The organism is Sunxiuqinia indica (assembly GCF_009847015.1).
In the GTDB taxonomy this organism is placed as follows: domain Bacteria; phylum Bacteroidota; class Bacteroidia; order Bacteroidales; family Prolixibacteraceae; genus Sunxiuqinia; species Sunxiuqinia indica.
This window is the reverse complement of sequence record NZ_WVEM01000003.1, coordinates 136,137-158,358: the sequence shown is the minus strand read 5'-3', so window position 1 is coordinate 158,358 and position 22,222 is coordinate 136,137. Positions and strand designations below refer to the sequence as shown.

21 protein-coding genes are annotated in these 22,222 nt (G+C 41.6%); 15 read left to right on the top strand and 6 right to left on the bottom strand.

The features are described 5' to 3' along the window. From GR929_RS05960 to GR929_RS05895, 14 genes are all read left to right on the top strand, one after another. Complete coding sequence (locus GR929_RS05960; RefSeq protein WP_159518240.1) at positions 1-411, top strand: ATP-binding protein; 411 nt, start codon at positions 1-3, stop codon at positions 409-411. Next, a complete protein-coding gene (locus GR929_RS05955) occupies positions 411-1,787 on the top strand; it encodes a [Fe-Fe] hydrogenase large subunit C-terminal domain-containing protein (protein WP_159518026.1) in 1,377 nt (458 codons plus the stop codon). The genes GR929_RS05960 and GR929_RS05955 overlap by 1 nt, the downstream gene beginning before the upstream one ends. Further along, on the top strand, positions 1,774-2,112 hold the full coding sequence (locus GR929_RS05950) for a DRTGG domain-containing protein (RefSeq protein WP_159518025.1): 339 nt from the start codon (positions 1,774-1,776) through the stop codon (positions 2,110-2,112). The genes GR929_RS05955 and GR929_RS05950 overlap by 14 nt, the downstream gene beginning before the upstream one ends. Beyond that, complete coding sequence (locus tag GR929_RS05945; RefSeq protein WP_159518024.1) at positions 2,112-2,855, top strand: PHP domain-containing protein; 744 nt, start codon at positions 2,112-2,114, stop codon at positions 2,853-2,855. Before GR929_RS05950 ends, GR929_RS05945 begins: the two co-directional genes overlap by 1 nt. Next, complete coding sequence (locus GR929_RS05940) at positions 2,852-3,400, top strand: ATP-binding protein (protein WP_159518023.1); 549 nt, start codon at positions 2,852-2,854, stop codon at positions 3,398-3,400. Before GR929_RS05945 ends, GR929_RS05940 begins: the two co-directional genes overlap by 4 nt. A gap of 92 nt (positions 3,401-3,492) precedes the next feature. Then, positions 3,493-3,882, top strand: a complete 390-nt coding sequence (locus GR929_RS05935) for a (2Fe-2S) ferredoxin domain-containing protein (protein WP_159518022.1) — start codon at positions 3,493-3,495, stop codon at positions 3,880-3,882. 22 nt (positions 3,883-3,904) lie between these two features. Continuing rightward, positions 3,905-5,698 carry an NADH-quinone oxidoreductase subunit NuoF gene (locus GR929_RS05930; RefSeq protein ID WP_159518021.1) on the top strand — a complete coding sequence of 598 codons (1,794 nt, stop codon included), beginning with the start codon at positions 3,905-3,907 and terminating at the stop codon, positions 5,696-5,698. A gap of 12 nt (positions 5,699-5,710) precedes the next feature. After that, positions 5,711-7,462 carry an NADH-dependent [FeFe] hydrogenase, group A6 gene (locus tag GR929_RS05925; RefSeq protein ID WP_159518020.1) on the top strand — a complete coding sequence of 584 codons (1,752 nt, stop codon included), beginning with the start codon at positions 5,711-5,713 and terminating at the stop codon, positions 7,460-7,462. 49 nt (positions 7,463-7,511) lie between these two features. After that, positions 7,512-8,018: an NADH-quinone oxidoreductase subunit NuoE gene (gene nuoE, locus GR929_RS05920; protein ID WP_159518019.1), complete on the top strand. Its 507-nt coding sequence runs from the start codon at positions 7,512-7,514 to the stop codon at positions 8,016-8,018. Positions 8,019-8,238: 220 nt separating this feature from the next. Next, the gene (locus GR929_RS05915) at positions 8,239-8,691 is read left to right on the top strand and encodes an Hsp20/alpha crystallin family protein (RefSeq protein WP_235934098.1); all 453 of its coding nucleotides are present in this window, start codon (positions 8,239-8,241) and stop codon (positions 8,689-8,691) included. A gap of 171 nt (positions 8,692-8,862) precedes the next feature. After that, complete coding sequence (locus GR929_RS05910) at positions 8,863-9,336, top strand: hypothetical protein (protein WP_159518018.1); 474 nt, start codon at positions 8,863-8,865, stop codon at positions 9,334-9,336. A 33-nt stretch (positions 9,337-9,369) separates the two neighbouring features. Beyond that, positions 9,370-9,816 (top strand): Hsp20/alpha crystallin family protein, encoded by a 447-nt coding sequence (locus tag GR929_RS05905; RefSeq protein WP_159518017.1) that lies wholly within the window; start codon positions 9,370-9,372, stop codon positions 9,814-9,816. An 85-nt stretch (positions 9,817-9,901) separates the two neighbouring features. After that, positions 9,902-10,840 carry a DnaJ C-terminal domain-containing protein gene (locus tag GR929_RS05900; protein WP_159518016.1) on the top strand — a complete coding sequence of 313 codons (939 nt, stop codon included), beginning with the start codon at positions 9,902-9,904 and terminating at the stop codon, positions 10,838-10,840. A gap of 13 nt (positions 10,841-10,853) precedes the next feature. Continuing rightward, positions 10,854-11,234, top strand: a complete 381-nt coding sequence (locus GR929_RS05895) for a hypothetical protein (protein WP_159518015.1) — start codon at positions 10,854-10,856, stop codon at positions 11,232-11,234. Here the strand turns inward: GR929_RS05895 and GR929_RS05890 are convergent. After that, positions 11,231-12,658, bottom strand: coding sequence for a RapZ C-terminal domain-containing protein (locus GR929_RS05890; protein ID WP_235934094.1), 1,428 nt, complete (start codon positions 12,656-12,658; stop codon positions 11,231-11,233). The two genes, GR929_RS05895 and GR929_RS05890, sit on opposite strands and share 4 nt — an antisense overlap. A 147-nt stretch (positions 12,659-12,805) precedes the next feature. On the opposite strand from GR929_RS05890, the gene GR929_RS05885 reads away from it, so the two are divergent. Further along, positions 12,806-13,504 (top strand): YdcF family protein, encoded by a 699-nt coding sequence (locus tag GR929_RS05885; protein ID WP_159518014.1) that lies wholly within the window; start codon positions 12,806-12,808, stop codon positions 13,502-13,504. A 371-nt stretch (positions 13,505-13,875) separates the two neighbouring features. Here GR929_RS05885 and GR929_RS05880 read toward each other — a convergent pair whose 3' ends face one another. The 5 genes from GR929_RS05880 to GR929_RS05860 form a co-directional block, all read right to left on the bottom strand. After that, positions 13,876-15,282: a RagB/SusD family nutrient uptake outer membrane protein gene (locus GR929_RS05880; protein ID WP_159518013.1), complete on the bottom strand. Its 1,407-nt coding sequence runs from the start codon at positions 15,280-15,282 to the stop codon at positions 13,876-13,878. A gap of 32 nt (positions 15,283-15,314) precedes the next feature. Then, complete coding sequence (locus GR929_RS05875) at positions 15,315-18,788, bottom strand: SusC/RagA family TonB-linked outer membrane protein (protein WP_159518012.1); 3,474 nt, start codon at positions 18,786-18,788, stop codon at positions 15,315-15,317. Positions 18,789-18,881: 93 nt separating this feature from the next. Next, positions 18,882-19,922 carry a FecR family protein gene (locus GR929_RS05870; protein ID WP_159518011.1) on the bottom strand — a complete coding sequence of 347 codons (1,041 nt, stop codon included), beginning with the start codon at positions 19,920-19,922 and terminating at the stop codon, positions 18,882-18,884. Positions 19,923-19,994: 72 nt separating this feature from the next. Then, on the bottom strand, positions 19,995-20,585 hold the full coding sequence (locus GR929_RS05865; protein WP_159518010.1) for an RNA polymerase sigma factor: 591 nt from the start codon (positions 20,583-20,585) through the stop codon (positions 19,995-19,997). A gap of 233 nt (positions 20,586-20,818) precedes the next feature. Continuing rightward, positions 20,819-22,195 (bottom strand): glycoside hydrolase family 27 protein, encoded by a 1,377-nt coding sequence (locus GR929_RS05860; protein ID WP_159518009.1) that lies wholly within the window; start codon positions 22,193-22,195, stop codon positions 20,819-20,821. Positions 22,196-22,222 lie beyond the last annotated feature (27 nt).

The window sequence follows — 22,222 nt, the reverse complement described above, 5'->3', positions numbered from 1 at the left end:
ATGAATCTGGAGTTTCAAATAGAGGGAGGAAATTTTTCGCGAGCCGGTCATGCTTCGAGTGAAATCAAAAAAATGCTCAAGCAATTGGGGGTTGATTCACGTTGCATCAAAAACATCGTAATTGCCATGTACGAGGCAGAAGTGAATGTAGTAGCACATGCTTTTGAAGGCCTTATTCAGGTTCATATTGAATCAGACAAAATTACGACGGTAATCTCCGACAAAGGACCGGGAATAGCCGATGTTGATTTGGCAATGCAGGAAGGTTACTCCACGGCGAGTAAAAAAGTAAGAGAAATGGGATTTGGAGCAGGAATGGGGCTTCCCAACATCAAAAAAAATACGGATGAGCTAACGATTGAGTCAACCGTAAATAAGGGAACAACAGTTAAAATGGTCAATCATTTTTAATGGTAACGGCAAAAACATATCACGCATTAACAGTCGACGAAAAGAAATGCATTGGGTGTATCCATTGCATGAAAGCTTGTCCGACCGAAGCTATTCGAGTAGTTGGTGGGTTAGCTGAAATATCGAAAGAACGATGCGTTGACTGTGGACACTGTATGCGTGCCTGCCCGGCCAAAGCTATCTACGTGGAGCAGGATGACTTAAAGATTTCCCAAACATTCAAATACAGGGTGGCTTTATTTCCGGCTGTTATGATTGGCCAGTTTCCTGAAAAATATACTGAAAATCAGATCTATGCAGCCCTGCTAAAAATTGGCTTTACCCACGCTTTTGAAGTGGAACAGCCAATTGGCATTTTGAAGGACTCGATGAAGCAATACTGCAAAACTTCACCCAACAATAAACCACACATATCTAGTTTTTGCCCGGCAATTGTACGCCTGATACAGATTCGCTACCCTTCGTTAACCGAAAACCTGATTCAGCGGAAATCACCGCACGATTTGGGAGCTCACTTTGCCATTAACGAATTGAAAAAACAAGGTGCTAAAGAGGATGAAATTGGCCTGTTTTACATTACCCCTTGCAATGCAAAAATTAGTTCGGTGAAAAGCCCGGTTGGTGAAAAAGAGTCGATTGCTGATGGCATCATCAATATGAATGATTTATACAACCGGGTGATGCAAGTTATCAATGACAAGGAAGCGGAAGACACCAGTCATTTGCGCGAAAATTTAAGTCGCGACGGCATTCTGTGGAGCCTGACCCGTGGCGAATCGATTCACTTTGGAGAACGCAGCATGGCCATTGACGGCATTCACAATGTCATTAAATTTTTGGAACGCCTGGAAAACGAAGAGGTACCGGAGATCGACTTTTTGGAACTTCGTGCCTGCGACCAAAGTTGTGCCGGAGGAATTTTGATGACGGGCAATCGTTTTTTAACCGTAACCAGGCTTGAGCGCCGTGCAAAACGTTACCCACAAGCCTGGAAGCTAAAAGATAGTGAAGCAATAAAAGGTTCGAAAGAGATAAAACAAAAACTAATCGCCGATAAAATCACCCCCAAACCTGCATTTAGTCTGGATAAAGATCGTGTTCGGGCACTGGAAAAAATGAACCGGGCCCAACGGATAATCTGCTTTTTACCTGGCGTTGATTGCGGTGCATGCGGTGCTCCAAACTGCCAGGCACTAGCCGAAGACATGGTAAACGGAAAAGCAAAAATGTCTGATTGCGTATTTCTGCAACAAATGTGGGAAGACGAAGGAAAAATCAGCACAACAAAGGCTTTCCGAAATGTGGAAAAGAAGTGGGGAGAAAAAAGATTTCAGGCTGATTGTAATAAACGAGGAAAAAGAAATGAAGGTTTCTGATTTAATAGAACAACTAAATTTAAAAGTAATTTCCGGAGAAAAAGGACTTGACCGGGAAATTAGCGGAGCGTATGTTTCCGACTTATTGAGCGATGTGATGGGCAATGCTAAGGAAGAACAGCTTTGGATTACGCTGCAGGTACATCAAAATGTAATGGCTATTGCTTCGCTGAAAGATTTGGCAGCTGTCATTCTGGTAAAAGGACTGCAGCCCCACAAAAGCACGATCGAACACAGCAATGAGGAGCAAATCCCCATTCTGTCAACCTCTGATTCAACCTTCGATATAAGCGGAAAACTTTATGCGTTGTTGAAACAGCAATAATGAAAAAATATCGGGCCGATTTACATATTCACACCGTTTTGTCGCCATGTGCTGATTTGGAAATGAGCCCTGATAAAATTGTACAAAAAGCTATTGACCGAGGAATTGATATTATCGCGATCACCGATCATAATGCGACCAGGCAATGTGCGATGGTAAAAAAACATGCCGAAGGAACAAACCTGCTCGTAATCAATGGATGTGAAGTGAACAGCAAGGAAGAAGTCCATGCAATTTGCCTGTTTGAAGATGACTATACCCGAGATCAATTTCAGCAGTTTCTAGATCAACATCTGCCAAAAATACCCAACAAGCCGGAGTACAATGGTCATCAGGTAATAGTAGACGATCGAAATAACATCGTTCATCATTCACCACACTATTTGTTGAGTCCACTTCAGGTTGATTTGGAAACAATTGAAAAATACACGCACCAGCTTAACGGAATTTTCATTCCAGCCCATATCGACCGCCCCATCAGTAGTATATATAGTCAACTGGGCTATCTGCCCTCTGATATGAATGTTGATGGTATGCAACTTTCAAAATTTGCTTCGGAAAACAAAATCAGGCGGCAGTACGACATTCATAAGGAAGTAAGCCTGATCACAGCGTCCGACGCTCATTACATAGAAGATGTTGGCTCAGCACACACCTCTTTTCACCTGTTTGAGCCCACGTTCCAGGAACTTCGATGCGCTTTAAATCAAAAGAACGGAAGATTTGTAAAAATTGAATCATGAATGAGTTGTCTCTCCATATTTTAGACATTGCACAAAACTCCATCAGAGCCAATGCCGGCTTAATCCAGATTCACGTAAAGGAATTGCCTGACGAAGACTTATTGTCCATCCAAATAAAAGACGATGGAGAGGGCATGAAGCAACACCAAGTGAAGCAAGCTGAAAATCCTTTTTTCACCTCAAGGACAACCCGAAAAGTTGGGTTGGGAATTCCGTTACTGAAACAAAACGCGGAGCAAACAAACGGGCAGTTTCAACTTCAATCTACCGAAAAAATCGGAACGACATTAACTGTCAGTTTTGGATTTCATCATTTCGACAGGCCTATTATTGGCGATATTGCAGGATGCCTGTTGATCTTGATTTCGAATGAAACCCAGGCTGACCTTCTTTACACGCATCAAACCAGCAAGGGTACATTTGAATTCGACACCCGTGAAATAAAAAAGGAGCTTGATGGAATACCGCTTTCAACACCTGAGATACAACTATTTTTGAAAGAGATGATTCTGGGTAATTTAGAACAGATTCAAATAAGCGAATAATGACGAAAATTAGATTCTAATTGTTAAAATCGAGTGAAATTTGTAAACCAGAAGACATAACTTACTGATTAAAAAACCATAAACAATATACCATGACAAAAGTTAAATCACTTGCTGACCTTAAAAAATTGAAAGAAGAGGTTCAGTCAAAAATTAAACTTCGAGAAAAAGGAGATCATCCCGAAAACCTGATTCAGATAAAAGTTTCGATGGCCACCTGCGGAATCGCTTCAGGAGCAAAAGACACGATGAATTATTTTATCGAAGAACTCGAACACCAAGGAATCGATGCTCTGGTTACCCAAACCGGATGCATGGGATATTGCTATGCCGAACCAACTATTGAGCTTACCATTCCCGGCAACCAACCTGTCGTTTATGGCGATGTAAATAAGACGAAGGCACAGGAAATTATCGACAAGCATATTAAATTGAATGAACTGGTAGATGGCATCATACCGGTTAGCTACAAAACCCTTTGACCCACTATAAACTACTCGAATAATGACTGACTACAAAATGCACCTGTTGGTTTGTGGAGGTACCGGATGTAAGGCTTCACAAAGTGAACAGATAAAAAACAATTTTAAAAATCAATTACAGGAAGTTGGCCTCGAAAATGACGTTCAGGTAATTCATACCGGATGTTTTGGTTTTTGCGAACAAGGCCCCATTGTGAAAGTCCAACCGGATAATACCTTCTATGTTTCAGTTACACCTGACGATACCAGAGAAATTATAAACGAGCACATTGTGAAAGGACGTCAGGTTGATCATCTATTGTACACCGACCCCAATACAAAAGTGCAAATTACGGAGAGCAAAAACATGGACTTTTACAAAAAACAAGTCCGTATTGCTTTGCGAAATTGCGGTTTTATCAATCCTGAAAATATCGAAGAATATATTGGAAACGATGGCTATTCAGCTCTCGGAAAATGTCTGGAAGAACTAACACCCGAAAGCGCCATTAAAATGATTATGGATTCAGGCCTTCGTGGACGTGGAGGCGGCGGTTTCCCAACCGGACTGAAATGGGACATCACCCGCAAGGTCGAGAACGAACAAAAGTACGTGGTTTGCAATGCAGATGAAGGCGACCCCGGCGCATTTATGGATCGCTCCATTCTGGAAGGTGATCCGCACACCGTCATCGAAGCAATGGCCATTTGCGGTTACTGCATCGGAGCAAACAAAGGCTTGGTATATATCCGCGCAGAGTATCCGCTGGCTATTCAGCGATTAAAAACGGCCTTAACCCAAGCTCGCGAGTATGGCTTACTTGGTGAAAATATTTTGGGTTCCGATTTCAGTTTCGAAATTGAAATCCGCTACGGAGCCGGTGCATTTGTGTGTGGCGAAGAAACAGCCCTGATCCACTCTATGGAAGGCAAGCGTGGCGAGCCAACATTTAAACCACCATTCCCATCACAAGAGGGCTACCTTGGAAAGCCGACCAACGTGAACAACGTGGAAACGTTTGCCAACATCCCTCCCATCATTACCAAGGGAGCAGATTGGTTTAGCAGCATTGGAACCGAAAAATCAAAAGGAACCAAAGTTTTTGCTCTGGCCGGAAAAATCAACAACGTTGGATTGATCGAAGTTCCGATGGGCATTACTCTTCGCGAAGTCATTTATGATATAGGTGGAGGGATTAAAAATGGTAAAGAATTTAAATCGGTGCAGACTGGTGGCCCATCCGGTGGTTGTTTAACCAACGATTTTCTGGATACTCCAATCGACTATGATAACTTACTTGCGGCCGGCTCTATGATGGGATCTGGAGGTATGATCGTAATGGATGAAGATGACTGTATGGTATCAATCGCCAAATTCTACCTTGAATTTACCCTGGACGAATCCTGTGGAAAATGCACACCTTGCCGGATCGGGAACAAGCGGTTGTACGAAATTCTCGAAAAAATTACTGACGGAAAAGGAACGCCGGAAGACTTGACCAAACTACGCATGCTTAGTCATGTCATTAAGGATTCGTCATTGTGCGGACTGGGACAGACTTCTCCAAACCCGATTCTTTCAACCTTAGACAATTTCATGCACGAATACGAAGCTCACGTTAATGATGGCAAATGCCCGGCAGGTCAATGTAAAGCTCTGTTGCAATATGTTATTACCGATGAAAAATGTACCGGCTGTACACTGTGCTTCAGAAACTGCCCCGTTGGAGCGATTTCAGGAGAAAAGCGCAATCCACACTACATCGACCAATCGCTTTGCATCAAATGTGGAGCCTGCTATGACAAATGTAAGTTTGATGCAATTAAAATCGCGTAAACAAAGAAAACTATGGAAATGATCAATTTAACCATCGACAATAAATCCCTGGTTGTTAAAAAAGGAACAACCTTATTGGAAGCTGCATCCAGTATTGGCATTGATGTACCAACGCTTTGCCACATGCATTTGCATGATATGAATATTGAAAACAAACCCGGCGGTTGCCGCGTTTGTGTTGTAGAAGTAAAAGGAAGACGCAATTTGGCTCCGGCTTGCTGTACTGAAGTAGCAGATGGAATGGAAATCAGCACTCACTCCATGCGTGCGGTTAACGCCCGTCGAACCATTGTTGAGCTGATTTTGTCTGACCATCCTGCCGACTGCCTGATCTGTGCAAAATCGGGGAAGTGCGATTTACAGAATATAGCTCATCACCTTGGAATCCGAGAAATCCATTATCAGGGGGAGCAATCACACTACCGTGAGGACACCAGCCCTGCTATCATTCGCGAGATCGACAAATGTATTCTTTGTCGACGCTGCGAAACCATGTGTAACGAAGTACAAACTGTTGGAGTGCTTTCAACCATCAACCGTGGATTCGAGGCTGTGGTATCACCGGCATTCGAAATGAACTTGGATCATTCATCCTGCACTTACTGCGGACAATGTGTAGCCGTTTGCCCCACCGCCGCATTAACTGAAGTGGATGAAACCGGAGCTGTCATTCGGGCACTTTCCGATCCAACAAAAACAGTTATTGTACAAACTGCACCTGCCGTACGTGCTGCACTAGGTGAAGAATTTGGCATGGAAGCCGGCTCATTGGTTACGGGTAAAATGGCTGCTGCCCTGCGCCGTTTAGGTTTTGATCATGTATTTGACACCGACTTTGCTGCCGACCTCACCATTATGGAAGAAGGAACAGAATTGCTCGGCCGCCTCAACAAATACCTTGCAGGCGACAAGGAGGTCAAACTACCAATACTAACCTCCTGCTGCCCTGCTTGGGTGAAATTTTTCGAGCATCATTTTCCGGGGATGAAAGATATTCCATCAACAGCCCGTTCTCCTCAACAAATGTTTGGTGCGATAGCAAAAACCTATTTGGCCGAAAAAATGGCGGTAAAACGAGAAGACCTGGTGGTCGTTTCCATCATGCCCTGTGTGGCCAAGAAATACGAAAGCAGCCGAGACGAATTTGCTGTTGACGGCAACCCGGATGTAGATTATGCCCTAACAACAAGAGAATTAGCACAAATCATCAATCTGGCAAACATTGATTTCAAGTCTTTGCCCGACGAAGAATTTGACAATCCAATGGGAGAATCAACCGGAGCCAGTGTCATCTTCGGGACAACAGGTGGTGTTATTGAAGCTGCCGTTCGCACGGCTTACGAGGTCCAAACCGGCAAAACGCTGGAACGGCTGGATTTTGAGGAGCTGCGTGGCATGGAAGGATTGCGTAAGGCAACCATCGATTTTGACGGACTCCCCATCAATATTGGTATTGCACACGGACTTGGAAATGCACGGAAATTACTGGAAGAGATCAAGGCCGGCAATAGTGAATTCCACGCCATTGAAATCATGTCGTGCCCCGGAGGTTGTATTGGAGGCGGCGGACAACCCTACCATCACGGAGATGTAGAAATTTTGAAAAAACGTCAAAAGGCGATTTATGCTGAAGACAAAAACAAGAGCATCCGAAAGTCGCACGAAAACCCATACATCAAAAAATTGTATGACGAGTTCTTAGGAGAGCCAATGAGTGAAAAAGCACATCACTTGCTGCACACCGAGTATTTTGACAGGAGCTAAAAAATGAGTCATAGTCAGAAAACGAATTTAATTGTAAAACAAAAACACGATGCCGAAAATAAAACTTGCAGAAAATACAATCAATCAAATAAAAGAAATCTGCGCTCAGTTTGACAACCAGGAAGGTGAGTTAATCAACGTCTTGCACCAGGTACAAAATAAACTGGGTTACCTACCTGCCGAAGTGCAGGAAGTAATTGCCAAAGAATTAAAAATGTCGCTGGCCAAAGTGTACGGTGTGGTCACCTTCTATTCGTTCTTTACCATGCTGCCACAGGGTGAACATCCGATATCCATCTGCATGGGAACTGCCTGCTACGTGCGCGGTGCCGAACAGGTGCTCACCGAATTTAAACGCCAATTGAACATTGAAGTCGGGCAAACATCGCCCGACGGTAAATTCTCCCTTAGCAGCCTGCGCTGTGTGGGTGCTTGCGGATTAGCCCCTGTTGTAACAGTGGGCGAAAAAGTATACGGACGGGTGTCTCCACAACAGGTCAGTAAAATTATTGCCGAGTACCAGCAAGGATGTCCCTCCGAGGCCAAATCAGCCTGAAAAGCAATCAATAACAAAAGCTGATTTATTCAGTGTTGATCCACCTTTCAGGCTGCCATAATGACATTTTAAAACAATGCATCCAATCGGGCAGGCAGCATGCATTAAGCTGTACAACTGAACAAATGACAGCTAAGGCTTGAAAATTTGTCTTTTCACAACCTCTGGCATTTAATTTGATTTTTTTTACATCGAAAAAATAAATGTTTAACTAAAAAGTATGGAGGATAAAATGATGGCACTAACCAGATTTTCAAATCAGTATCCGGATTTATTTGACCGCTTTTTTGATACGAATTTATTTGACTGGTCAAACCGGAATTATTCAACAACGAATACCACTTTGCCCGCTGTAAACATTAAGGAAGACAACGATGGTTTTGAAGTTGAAGTGGCTGTTCCGGGTTTCGATAAAAAAGATTTCAAAATCGACTTGAACAACAGCCTGCTCACCATCTCCTCAGAGAAAAAGATGGAAGACGAAACAAAAAAAGGGCAACAATTTACCAGGCGTGAGTTTAGCTACCAATCCTTTAGCCGTTCATTTACCTTGCCCCAAACTGTTGAAAGTGAAAAAATCGCGGCCAGGTATGAAAATGGAATTCTGAAAGTTAACATTCCCAAAAAAGAAGAGGTTAAGCCAAAACCACCCAAACAAATTGAAATCAAGTAAGAATTAACCGGAACATCAAAAATCAAACGGTATTCGACCTTACCACCGGGTAAGAATAATACCCTAAACCGGAAATTCTAAAGGCAGGTCGAAAACAAGGCCTGCCAATTGAAAAAGCAGAATAGCTTGCATTTGCCAAATTAATCATCTAACGAATAAACAAGGAAGATTATGAAACGCATTTGCTTATCCATGTTACTATTCGTCCTGTTATTAGGCAGCTGTACCGGTCAGGGCGAAAAAAAAGGAAATCCGTCCACCGATTCAATTTCACCAAAAACCGATATCTTGGTGAACAAGGAATTTGATGATGACGGTAACCTGATCAGATACGACTCAACGTACACCCGGTTTTACTCCAATATTGAGGGTAATACCTTACTAGCCGACAGCATCTTAAATGAATTCAAAAATCGCTTCAACCAGCAGTATCCGTTCTCCGGCAAGTCCTATTTTAATGATTTCTTTTTCGAGGACTCTTTGCTGAAATACGATTTCTACAGAAAAGACTTTTTTTCGGAGCGTTTTCGCAACAACATGAAGCGTATGGATTCATTGTTCTGGCAAATGGACTCCCTGAAAAATCAGTTTTTCATGGACCAATTTCCGTTAAATGATCAGAATCATCCAAGGGATGATCAATAATGAAGAAGTGTAACATTAAAAAAGAAGGTTGTTATGAATGGAATTAAAAAACACGAAAACTTTCCATTATGGCCGAAATTTTTTAATGATCTTTTCGACCGTAACTGGATGGATTTTTCAACACGTAATTTTTCAAACACGAACACAACACTTCCTTCGGTAAACATTAAGGAAGACGATGGTGGGTTTGAAGTGGAAATGGCCGCACCAGGGTTTGAAAAAAAAGATTTCAAAATTGACCTTGAAAACAGCTTGCTGACCATTTCATCTGAAAAAAAAGTAGACAGCGAAACGAAAAAAGGACAGCAGTTTACCCAACGTGAATTCAGTTATCAATCGTTTAGCCGTTCGTTCACTTTGCCGCAGACCGCAGAAAGTGATAAGATTTCGGCTAAATATGAAAATGGAGTACTGAAAATTGCAATTCCCAAGAAAGAGGAAGCGAAGCCAAAACCTGCAAAAAAAATTGAAATTAATTAACGGACCGGTGGCCCCGTCCTCAATGAAAAAGGGGTGACCAACCAACGGACACCCCTTTTTTGCTGATTTTAAACAAGAAGCCGAAATGGAATACAAAGACTATTACAAAATACTTGGAGTTGATAAAAATGCTTCGCAGGCCGAAATAAAGAAAGCCTACCGAAAACTGGCTATTAAGTACCACCCGGACAAAAATCAGGGTGACAAAGAAACAGAAAGCCGGTTCAAGGAAATAAACGAAGCCCACGCGGTATTGAGCAACCCTGACAAGCGGAAAAAATATGACGAGCTGGGCGAAAATTGGAACCGGTTTGAACAGGGTGGAGCTTACTCAGGACACAATCCATTTGGAGGTTTTGGCCGGCAGCAAGGACAAACATTCTATTCGGAAGACGACTTAAACGACGTATTTGGCGGCTTTGGCTCATCCGGCTTTTCCGATTTCTTTGACGCATTTTTTGGAAGCAGAGGAAGTTCCCGAAGCTCAAGGGGAAGAAACGCGAACTTTGGTTTCAAGGGGCAGGACTTTCAAGCGGATCTTCGAATTAGCCTGGAGGAAGCCTTCCACGGAACCAGTAAGATTATTCAGCTCCAACAGGAGAAAATCAAGCTGACAATAAAACCCGGTGCCTACGACAAACAAGTGTTGCGGCTTAAGGGCAAAGGAGGGAAAGGAAGTGGCAGTGGTGATCCCGGCAACCTGATGGTCACCCTGCGTGTGTTGCCACACAGTTCATTTGAGCGAATCGGGAATGACCTGAAGATACGTCACCAGATCAGCTTGTTTGACGCTGTGCTGGGAGGCGAAACAAAGGTTAAAACAATGGACGGAAAGATAAAAATCAAAATTCCGGCCGGTACTAAAAACGACAAAATACTGAGAGTAAAAGGGAAAGGTATGCCAATTTACGGTAAACCGAATCAAGCCGGCGACCTGTTGGTTCAACTTCAGATACAGATCCCCGAAAAGCTAACTCCTACGCAAAAAGAACTGTTTGAGAAACTCAGGCTAAGTTTTAACTGAAAATAGAAAGTTTATGAAAAGCTTAATCAAATATCCTGAAATCGAGACTGACATGTTGCGCGCCCTAATTGAAGGATTGCATGACCGTGAATTACGTTATTCCTGCACCGACTTGTACGATGCGGGACTACGCGATGAGCACGAATTGGCAGAAGCGATCCGACATGCAAATCACACCTTGTTTTGCGCTGGGTTGAATCCGCAACACTACATCAAACCAATTTTCGTAACGAACATCGAAAATGGAGATACCTATCACGATTGGAAAATGAGTCAAACTGGATTTCTACTTGTATTTTTGAGCGCCAACGAATCGAACAAGCTATTTAACCGGTACAAAATTGAAATAATCGACCGACTAAACAACTATATTCGTTTTCAATTACTTGGCTAAAAATCCTGCTCACGATGAGACAACAATATATTGACCTTGTATTTTTCTTTCAGATGAGCTGCCAGTTGCTCGGCAGCATATACCGACCGATGTTGGCCGCCGGTACAGCCGAAGTTAACACTCAGGTGGGTAAACCCTCTCGACAGATAGGTTTGTACTGATTGATCAACCAAACCATAAACATGACTGAGAAATTCTTTTACATCAGATTTCTCTTCCAAAAAGTCAATAACTGGCTGGTCTTTTCCTGTGAGTTGTTTGTATTCTTCATATCGTCCCGGATTATGAATAGCACGGCAATCGAAAATATAGCCTCCCCCATTACCGGAAGTATCCTGCGGCAAACCTTTTTTGTATGAAAAGCTGCTGACTGTCACGGTTAAGGTACCATTTTTCTCACCTACTTTCTTCAGGAAAATAGAATCGCTTACGGCTTCCAAAACACCATACAATTCAGGCAATTCAATCGGAATATTATTGTTCTTCAGCAAATAGCTCAAATTCTCCAGGGCAAACGGAATACTTTTCAGGAAATGCTCTTTCTTCTCATAAAATCCCCGAAACCCATAAGCACCCATGGCCTGCATAATACGAATCAACACATAACCGGTAAAATAGGCTTTAAACTCGTCGCGATCTTTGGGATTGTATTTCTCCAATTCATCCAGGTAAAACTCCAACAAATCATTACGAACCGGTTGAGGAATATCGGCTTTGGCATCGTAAAGCAAGGAGGCTAAATCGTATTGTAAAGCCCCTTTTCGTCCTCCCTGATAATCGATAAAAGCGACCTTGCCGTCGCGAAGCATAATGTTGCGCGACTGGAAATCACGAAACATGAAAAAGTCGCTCTCTGCCGCCAGCAGGTAATCACTGAACTTTTGAAAATCGTCTTCCAACGCCTGCTCATCAAACGGGATTTTCGCCAGCTTCAGAAAATAGTACTTGAAGTAGTTCAAGTCCCACATCATCGACTGCTTGTCGAATGCCGCACGCGGATAACAGACATTATAGTTGATCCCCTTGCCGGCTTTGATCTGCAGCTTGGGAAGTTCAATAAGTACTTTTTGATACACATTGACTATTTTTTCCGAAAAGCCCTCCAACTCACGGGTACGACTCAAATAATCAAACAAAGTGAGATTCCCCAAATCTTCTTGGATATAGCAAGTTTTCTCCTTATTTACCGTATAGATTTCCGGTACGGAAATTCCCTGTTTAAAAAAATGATCAGAAAATTCGAGGAAAGCGGTATTTTCCTTCACATCCTGATTCCAGGAACCAATGGCCTGATGATTCGCACTTTTAATCCGGCAATACTCACGATACGAACCGGATTGAGGCAGCACTTCAAAAGCGGTCATTTCTTCGTGAAAATAACCTTCATATAATCGGATGATTTCTTCTTTTACTTTTAAGTCCACAATTATCTTTTTTTTCTTGATAAACAAAGATAACAGAAAATCAGAGCTCCTGAAGCTAAAACCAGTGTCTTGATTTTGATCAGAACCACCCTTTTTTGTACTTTGCTGTCGCTTAACAAATACAATGTTAAAGTGGGCATCAAAATTTTGAGATTATTTCAACGGCTTGTTTTTGCATCGGGCATCCTTTTCCTGATCATTCTGGGTCTCAGTTTCACGACTGTCCCTTATTATGCCTATCATTGGCTGGGAACCAGTTTATCCGAAGTAAAGGAAAAACCGGCATACATTGTCATGCTCGGAGGCGGTGGCATGCCCAGTGAATCGAACCTGATGCGAGCCTGGTTTGTGGTAGATGCGGCTCTCCAATTTCCAGAAAGTAAAGTCATCATCTCCATACCCGGAAATTTGAATGATTCACTTTCCACACCCAAGCGAGTAGCTACTGATTTAATCAAAAGAGGTATTTCGAAAGATCGGATTTTATTTGAGCAACATGGAACAAACACACGCTGGCAAGCCCTGAATCTACGCCTTTTCCATGGCCGATTACTAACACAAAAGCCGCTTTTAATTGTTACCTCACCCGAACACACGAGGCGTTCTGTCCTGTGCTTTCAGAAAGCTGGTTTTACGCGTGTAAATGCCTTGCCCGCATTTGAGAACACGCTGGAAGCTGATCTGAGCTTTGACGACGACAAATTAGGTGGAAATCAGCTACCAATACCAAACATTGGAAAAAGCAAATCCTTTCGCTACCAGTTTTGGAACCACCTCAAATACGAGATTCTGATTGCCCGAGAACTGGCAGCCTTAGGCTATTATAAATTGAGAGGCTGGATTTAAATTTCAGCCACCAAATCCCGGCCTTCTGATCTGGCAGTCCTGTTAATCACCAAATAATTACAATTTTGAAATCGGTCATTAAGAAAAGGCTCACCTATTTTCGGTTCGTATTATTCATGCAGCACTCCATTTTCATCAAAATCACGACCGAATAAAATAATGGTCTTCAATGCCAATTCCCTGTGTTATATCCATTGGCTAATCTTCCCACTTTTGAGTCGTTTAGCTGGTTAGAGCATCAATTTTTCTAAAAACAAAAATCGTTATTGAAAAACAAAACTCAGAAGAAAGAAAAAGACTGCCAATCTGTTATTATTAACAAACCAGCAGTCTTCAATCTAACTTAACTAAAACGATTGTTATAAAAAATGTTAGTAGCCATCATTTTGACTAATCACTTCAGGGTTTTGTGTAATCACCTCGAGAGGAATAGGCAGCCACAGTTGATTCTCATTAATTGTGATCCCTTTCCCACTATTTTTCAATACTTCAATGGCACGTCCTGTACGTTTCAGATCAAACCAACGATGAAACTCCAGTGCGAGCTCAACCCGGCGTTCGTGTTCAAGCGCCAAAGGAACGGTATTATACTCCGATGGAAATCCTGCGGTACCATAGGCCGGTAGACCGACCCGAGCTCTAACCTCATTCATATATTTAACGTCTCCGGTCGCTTCAGTAAGCATAAGTAAAACATCGGCATATCTCAAGACAATAAAGTTATTATCAGCTGTTTCTCTTAATCCATCAACATCAGCATTTTCATCTTTCCATTTAATAGGGTATTTCACGTCCACTTCTACACCGCTTGCAGTTGTGTAACCATCCTGAATAGAAAGATCTCGTCTGGGATCGCCATCTTCGTAGGCATTCCACAAATCCATGGTAACCTGATTCATTCCTGCCCCCCAGGCCGTAACAACACGGTTATCGAGCGGAGAGAACATCGCCCAATATCTGCTGTATGGGTTAGAAATCCCACCTTTATACTGAACTTCAAAGATAGATGACGCATTATTCTTCTTAGTCAAATCCCACAAGTCAGCATAGGGTACCAGTGAAAACTTACCGTACACTTTCATTAAAGCTTCTGTTGCCTTTGACTTATCGCCCAAGGTAAGATAAACTTTACCCATAAGCGTATTCGCAGCATCGCTAGTTGCCGCACCAACGAAGCGTTCATTCGCTTTGGTTGGCAATAGGGATGCAGCCGATGTCAAGTCTGAAATAATCTGCTCGTAAACAATGGACTCAGAGGTGCGACCTTGCGCATATGCTTCGCTAATACTAAGCGGAGTGGTAACCAACGGCACATCGCCCCAAGCCCGAACCATATCGAAATAGTAGAGAGCCCGCAAAAACTTGGCCTCTCCAATTAACCCATCCAGATTACCTTCTTCGATATTTTCAGCACTCGTGATGATATTATTAATATCATACAAAGCTTCGTAGTAGCTATTCCAATAGCCCAACACCAATTCATTATCGTCGCTCATGGTGTGATTTTCAAACCCCTCATAGTCTTGAATTCTTCCTGCTGCATTATCACTATAAGCATTATCTGACATCAATTCGCCATAGAACGATGGTAAACTCTCCGGACCATAGAGGGTATACAATGAATTATATACAGCCCACAATCCTGTTTCTATATCTTCCTGCGATTGATAAAAATCCGCTTCATTAGGATTTGAAATAGGTGTCCGATCAAGAAATTCTTCCCCACAACCAGAGAGAATTATGCAGCTTAAAAACAGGATATATAATATTTTTTTCATTTTCCTTAGTTTTAATAGTTATATCTGGTTTTTTAAAATGTAATATTAACTCCGGCTGTAGCTGTAAACGGATTTGGATAGGCGCCATAATCAAAGCCTACTAAAACGCCAGTTTGATAGGTACTTCCTTCCGGGTCATATCCTAGGTAGTCAGAGAATACATATACATTTTCCATATTCACATAGAGTTTTACTCCGCCTACGTTTAGCTTCTGAGCCATTCGTTGTGGTAAGTTATAGCCAATTCGAATGTTTTGAATCCGAACAAATGATCCGTCTTCAACCCAATAGCTGGAGCCAAAATCACGAACAGTAGTCGGTAGCATACGAGGTTTAGGTATTTCACCATTACCCGGATTCGATTCTGACCGCCAGAAGTTTGAAACAACTTCATACATGTTTCGGTTACCACCTCCAACTCCTGATTTTAGATAGCGGGCATTATGGTTAAGCACTTCAGCTCCATGCGAACCTCTAAGCATTACTGACAATTCGATTCCTTCATACGACCAGGTATTGGTCATACCCCATTGAAATGTTGGCTGATAGTTTCCCAGGAATGTCCGGTCTTCAGAATCAATTTTACCATCATCATTAACGTCTTTCACTCTGGGATCACCGGGTTCACTGCCTGGCCATACCGGGTATTCATTACTGTTCAATTCTGCCTGCGACATAATTACGCCATCGATTACATAACCATAGTACATGCCAATTGGCTTACCAACGACAGTACGCGATGTCATACTACTTACATTAATATCAATCGGAGCATCATTTTCGCCCAACTTTAGCACTTTATTGCGGTTCGCAAAAATGTTAAAATCAGTCATCCACTTAAATTTACGATCGATATTACGCGTATTGACATTTACTTCAAAACCTTTGTTTTCCAGTTCACCAACATTCGTTAAAGTTGAAGAGAATCCGGTAAGGATTGGGATTGGAACATCAAGCAATAGGTCGCGTGTTTTAGAATAATAGATATCACCAGAAAAATTTACCCGTTGATTGAGGATACTCATATCAACACCGAAGTTTACTTGGCCTGTCTTTTCCCACTTTAAATTTTTATCAGCAAAAGTCTCGGTACTAATCCCTTGCTCGACATTATCGCCAGCAACATATGGCGAGTAACCTAAAATACCAATCGCTCCGTAGTTCGGGATTTGGTTGTTACCAGTCGCACCATAGCTTAATCGAACTTTCAGATTATCCAACCAAGATGTCGATTGTAAAAATGCTTCTTCTGACATACGCCAAGCAACCGATCCGGAAGGGAAATATCCCCAAAGATTATTGGAACCAAATCGAGATGAACCATCAGCACGAACAGCTGCTGTAACAAGGTACTTTCCTTTATAGGAATAATTGGTACGCGCCAAATAGGAAATCAATGACCAGTCCTGAGCTGAGGTACTCCCGTTATTAACCACCCCTGCATTCAGGGTGTGAACTAAATCATTCGGAAAACTACTAGCTCGCATATTACTATAGTCAGTACGTTGCTCCTGAATACTGTAACCTGCCAGAACACTTAAATCATGAACTTCATTAAAAGTTTTATTATAATTTAACGTATTCTCCCACACCCAGTTATAGGATTGAAGTGTAATAAAATCGGCCGTTGCAGGAACCCATCCGGAGTATCCCCAATTCTGCCCTTCGTTCCAATAGAAGTTGTAAAACGTATTTTCTACATTGGTACTCATTGAAGTTTTGAACGTTAAATCTTTTAAGACATCATATTCAAAATATGAGCTCGCAGTCACAACATTCATGATCTTCTTTTTATCAGCTTCTCTGGTTAGAGAATAAGGATGCCACAGCTGAAGGCCATATTTAACGAAGGTATTCCATATTGACTCGGGATCTTTGAATCCAAGACTTCCTGTTTCTACATAAAGCGGGAAAATGGGGTTGCTTTGCAAAGCCAAACTTGTTACATCTGATTTTCCCGACGTTCCGTAAGGAGCTTCTTGTGCCCTGCTAAGTCCGATGTTAAGCCCCATGCGAGATCTATCATTAAACTTATGCCTTACATTTGACCGAAGGTTTATGCGACTGTAGGTGTTTTGATCAACAACTCCTTCTGAATCCAGGAAACCTGCAGATACCATGAATTGTGTTTTTTCATTACCTCCGGAGGCAGAAAGCTGAATATTGTGCGACTGTGCCGTTCTGAAAAGAACATCCTGCCAATCGGTACCATTGCCAATACGATTGAGCCATTCAGAATCTGAAAACTCAACAGGAACAGTTACGTTATTACCCCTGGTTGCATTCGGATCATTGGCAACAATTGTCGCCCACGAGTTATTTCTGGCGGCTGTCTGAAATTCGATAAATTGTTTGGCATCCATCATCTCGGTCTTGCGATTGACTCTTGAAATACCGAACTCATAATTTGCTTCAATTTTAGTTTCTCCGGCTTGACCTTGCTTGGTTGTAATCAGCACAACACCATTTGCTCCACGAGAACCATAAATAGCTGCCGATGAAGCATCTTTCAATATTTCAATAGATTCGATGTCGTTCGGGTTAATATAATTCAGTGGATTTCGGTTAAAATCCATATTACTTCCAGAACTCGCTCCTGTTGAAGTTGAATTAGACGTGTTATCTTCCAGTGGTATTCCATCGACAACATACAAAGGCGTAGTACCTGCATTTATTGATGAGGCACCGCGAACTTTAACCGTTGGTGCGATCCCCGGAGCTCCCTGTGTTTGCGTAATCTGAACACCCGAAACCTGACCAGATAATGCTTGCATAGCATTACTGTACGGACGTTCTTCCAGCTTATCAGCTCCCACGGAAACAACTGAACCTGTGAGGTCTCGTTTGCGTACAGTACCATACCCAATAGCTACAACTTCATCCAGTCCAATGGCATCTTCAACCATTGTAACATCAATTGCAGACCGACCTTCAACTTGGATTTCCTGAGTTTTTAATCCAACAAAAGAGAAAACTAAAGTCGAGTTTGTTGGTACTTCCGAAATTTGGTACTCTCCATCAAGATCAGTAATCGTTCCAACTGTTGAGCCTTTAATAACTACTGTAACTCCCGGCAGTGGCAGATCATTTGAATCAGTCACCTTACCGGTAATTGTTTTTTGTTGCTGCCTTAAAAAATCATTCTTTTCGGTAAGTACAATTTGTCGATTGAATATTTCGAACTCAATAGATGTCGTTTCGAGCAAGCTATTGAGAAGCTCCTCAATGCGGCGATCCTTTACATCGACAGTTACAACCTGATCAACATCGACATAATCCTGGTTGTACAGAAAATAATACTCACTTTGATTTTCGATTTCGTTTAAGATGCTTTCCAGTCGTGTACTTTCAAAGTTCATCGAAAACTTGGTTTGTTGGGAATAAGTGTCCAATGCAAAAACCTGAATTATTCCAAGAAAATAGAGAATTAAACTGCATTTCATCATTTGCAAACCTTTTTTCAGAGCATGCCTGGGCAATACCCATCGTTCTGGATTTTTTTTCATAAATTTACGTTTGTGATGTTAATAAAATGTTCAGCGCATTTTCATGCATTACTTTATCAGGGGAGTGTTGCGAGCACTTTCCTGATTTTTAATTTAGTCTTGTTTTTCGAGTCTGATTATTACTATTTTGGGTTCGTATTCATCACGTGCATTTATCTTTCGTTCTTTTATTTCGTAATTAATTGGAGCAGTCAATGCAATTAATCTAAGCACTTCTTCCAATGGTTCATCATGAAATGTCGCCCGGTATTTAAAATCTTCAACTTCCGGATCTTCAATTTCGAATTGAACGTTGTACCATCTACCAAGCCGCTGCATTACTTTACCCAAGGGTTCTTTTCTAAATACCAGGTAACCATCTTTCCATGAGGTTAAATATCTAGCGTCAACCTTTCTTATTTTTCCTGTGCGAGCTACTTTATCAAATACAAAGCTTTCGTCTTTGGTAAGTACCTCAGAAAATGAATTTTGGGCGCCCGTTAATTGAACCCTTCCTTCTTCCAAAATTACATCGATCGTATTTTCGTCCTCAGCAGAAACAACACTAAACTTTGTTCCCAGCACTTTCACATCCATAAAATCGGTATGAACTACAAATGGAGAGGAAGGATCATGAACCACATCAAAATAAGCTTCGCCATCAATTTGTAACTTTCTTTCATTTTCAAAATCAGCCAGATATTTTAATTGAGAACCACTATTTAAGGTTACTTCAGTACCGTCTGGTAAGCTTACCAGTGTTCGGGTTCCGTAAGGTGCATTTACTTCAACCCAACTTGGCTCCAGTTCTTCTACTGATTTTTGTTGGAAGGTGACAATAGAGGAATAAATGAGCAACGGAATTAGTAAAACCGCAGCCACCCGTAAATAAACATGAAAAAAACGATCTTTGAAGTTTACCGCTTTTTTATCGGAATTTATTTTGCTCTCAATATTCAGATACACCGATGAAAGATCTTTTTGAAGATCGGTGGGCTGAAGATTAAAATCGTCCCACTCTTGGCGCATGTTCGATTGTAAAATTTCATGATTTTCGCTATCCTGAAACCACGAAGCGAGTTTCATCAAATCACGAAATGAGTATCGTCCACTTTTATATTTTTTGGTGACACCGCTGTCTACTTTTTCTTTCATGCGGAAATTTTATTGTGTTTTACCAGTTATATCCCGCAGTCGCAAATAGTCCTATTGAAAAATGAGTCTTTCTTATGAAATAAATAAAAAATAGAAAAGTACGGTGGAGAAGTCTTCTTCCGTAAAAGACTTTTTCAGTGCATTCATCCCAGCAGTTATCTGATTTTTAACGGTTTTAGAAGAAATACCCATTTCAAGGGCAATTTCATTAATTGACTTCCCTTCTTTTTTTCGACGAAGAAATATGATCTTTCGCTTCGGAGGAAATTGATCTATTAGATGATCTAATTTTTCAATTAGCTTTTCAAATTCGTCTCGGGTTTCCAAGTCAGGTGAACTCAGTATTAGCCATTCAAACAGATCGTGCTTGTACTTTTCCTCACGCATCTTTTTATTAAAATGCTTTTTTATGGCATTAAAAGCAATCGTAAACAGGTATGATTTAAAGGATTTATCACTTTTTAAATTTCCTCTATTCTCCCATATTTTTATGAATACCTCCTGCACAATCTCTTCTGATTCAAAATCTGATTTAAGGTAGGATCGTGAAAAATGAAACAGCTTTTGGCTATACTGATCAAACAATTGTTTAAATGCATCTTGTGAGTTACTTCTTAAAGAAATAACCAATTCTTCTTCGGTAAGAGACTCCAAACGCTTCATTTTTTAAAAGTAGAAAAAAATAATCGACAACAAATAAAATGATTTCGGTTTTCGTAAAATGGATATTTCCGAAGTTGCGGGTGCTAAACTGACAGAGCTATAAAAAAGCTTGCTGATAATTGAATATCAGCAAGCTTATAATGATCGGTTTGAAAAATTCCCTAAAGTGGAAATTTTTCAATCTTCTCACCCCGCTACTGAAGGGTAAATCCGGAAGAATCAACGGAAATTAACTAGTTCGCTAATTTAACCAAAATGCTTTCGTGTGCAGCTAATTCCTGTCCAAATGATCCTTCTATCGAATCTAGTTTTTCACCAGTCCATAAGTTGGTTACTTCCGGACTTCCGGATAAACCTAGCTCATCAAAGGGTACTGACACTTCAACCGTTGATTCGCTATCTGAAATATTAAAAAGCGCCAGGAAAACTTCCCCAGTCGTTGGATTGTGCGATGTAATGGCGACTTTTCCATCTTCTTGAAAAATCTGTCGTACATCGGTTCCTTCGCGATGCATTTTCAATACGTCCTCGTTTGTTAACAGCGAAAGAGTAAAATCATCGTTGCTTGGTAAGTCACCACCAAACATCAACGGAGATTTGAAAATCGTAAACAAAGTCATCAAGGTATATTGCTCTTCTTTTGTCAGTCGGGTCATACGATCTTCTCCACGCTCACCACGAATAGAGATTCGCCCCAATGGAATCATATCGCAATCAGGCCAGGTACCTGGTGCAATGTATGGATACCACCTTTCACACACATCCATCAGGTGCGTGATGTGTGGCCAGGTATCCCAAACATCGTCAACCATGCGCCACATATTGGCATGCTCTTTTACATGATCGGCTGCTTCAATGGGAGTTTCTCCGGGCGAAGTACTCAAAACGATTGGACGACCGCATTGATCAATGGCATTACGAATTAGCTCAATTTCTGCCTGATGATAAGGACGTGAAAGATCATCGACTTTTACAAAATCGACTCCCCAATCGGCATACATATCAAAAATAGAATTGTAATACTCCTGGGCACCGGGTTTATCTGCGACAATGGTGTAGTTATCTTTCAACCAAGGACATTGCAACTCAGTTGAGTAAATCTGATCAGCGGTAATTCCATCTGTTCCCTTAATAGGCAACTTATTTTCAACGGCCACTTTAGGGACTCCACGCATGATGTGAATGCCAAATTTTAAGTCTTTATTATGAACATAGCTAGCCAATTCTTTAAACCCTTTGCCATCAGCAGCCGATGGGAAACGGTTAACGGCAGGCAGGTAGCGCCCATATTCGTCAATCACGTAACGCGGATCGGTTTGGTTGTAGCCCCCGGCTTTGTCGTTCTCCACAAACCAGCGAATATCCACCACAATGTATTCCCATCCGTATTTCTTCAGGTTCTCAGCCATGTAATCGGCATTGGCTTTCACCTCTGGTTCTTCAACAGTAGGGCCATAACAATCCCAGCTGTTCCAGCCCATTGGTGGGGTTTTCGCCCACGTTTTAAACGCTCCATGCTTGAATGGTCCACTATTGGTTTTGCTTTCGTTTTTACAGGACAGAAAAGATATCGTTAAAAAACTCAATAGTAAAAGACTTATTGATCTCATGCTAGATAGATTTAATAATAATTGGTA

Bases quoted from the DNA above. Each gene is read 5' to 3' on its own strand.
- GR929_RS05960 (WP_159518240.1), top strand. From the start codon at position 1: ATGAATCTGGAGTTTCAAATAGAGGGAGGAAATTTTTCGCGAGCCGGT.
- GR929_RS05955 (WP_159518026.1), top strand. From the start codon at position 411: ATGGTAACGGCAAAAACATATCACGCATTAACAGTCGACGAAAAGAAA.
- GR929_RS05950 (WP_159518025.1), top strand. From the start codon at position 1,774: ATGAAGGTTTCTGATTTAATAGAACAACTAAATTTAAAAGTAATTTCC.
- GR929_RS05945 (WP_159518024.1), top strand. From the start codon at position 2,112: ATGAAAAAATATCGGGCCGATTTACATATTCACACCGTTTTGTCGCCA.
- GR929_RS05940 (WP_159518023.1), top strand. From the start codon at position 2,852: ATGAATGAGTTGTCTCTCCATATTTTAGACATTGCACAAAACTCCATC.
- GR929_RS05935 (WP_159518022.1), top strand. From the start codon at position 3,493: ATGACAAAAGTTAAATCACTTGCTGACCTTAAAAAATTGAAAGAAGAG.
- GR929_RS05930 (WP_159518021.1), top strand. From the start codon at position 3,905: ATGACTGACTACAAAATGCACCTGTTGGTTTGTGGAGGTACCGGATGT.
- GR929_RS05925 (WP_159518020.1), top strand. From the start codon at position 5,711: ATGGAAATGATCAATTTAACCATCGACAATAAATCCCTGGTTGTTAAA.
- nuoE (WP_159518019.1), top strand. From the start codon at position 7,512: ATGCCGAAAATAAAACTTGCAGAAAATACAATCAATCAAATAAAAGAA.
- GR929_RS05915 (WP_235934098.1), top strand. From the start codon at position 8,239: ATGGAGGATAAAATGATGGCACTAACCAGATTTTCAAATCAGTATCCG.
- GR929_RS05910 (WP_159518018.1), top strand. From the start codon at position 8,863: ATGAAACGCATTTGCTTATCCATGTTACTATTCGTCCTGTTATTAGGC.
- GR929_RS05905 (WP_159518017.1), top strand. From the start codon at position 9,370: ATGAATGGAATTAAAAAACACGAAAACTTTCCATTATGGCCGAAATTT.
- GR929_RS05900 (WP_159518016.1), top strand. From the start codon at position 9,902: ATGGAATACAAAGACTATTACAAAATACTTGGAGTTGATAAAAATGCT.
- GR929_RS05895 (WP_159518015.1), top strand. From the start codon at position 10,854: ATGAAAAGCTTAATCAAATATCCTGAAATCGAGACTGACATGTTGCGC.
- GR929_RS05880 (WP_159518013.1), bottom strand. From the start codon at position 15,282: ATGAAAAAAATATTATATATCCTGTTTTTAAGCTGCATAATTCTCTCT.
- GR929_RS05875 (WP_159518012.1), bottom strand. From the start codon at position 18,788: ATGAAAAAAAATCCAGAACGATGGGTATTGCCCAGGCATGCTCTGAAA.
- GR929_RS05870 (WP_159518011.1), bottom strand. From the start codon at position 19,922: ATGAAAGAAAAAGTAGACAGCGGTGTCACCAAAAAATATAAAAGTGGA.
- GR929_RS05865 (WP_159518010.1), bottom strand. From the start codon at position 20,585: ATGAAGCGTTTGGAGTCTCTTACCGAAGAAGAATTGGTTATTTCTTTA.
- GR929_RS05860 (WP_159518009.1), bottom strand. From the start codon at position 22,195: ATGAGATCAATAAGTCTTTTACTATTGAGTTTTTTAACGATATCTTTT.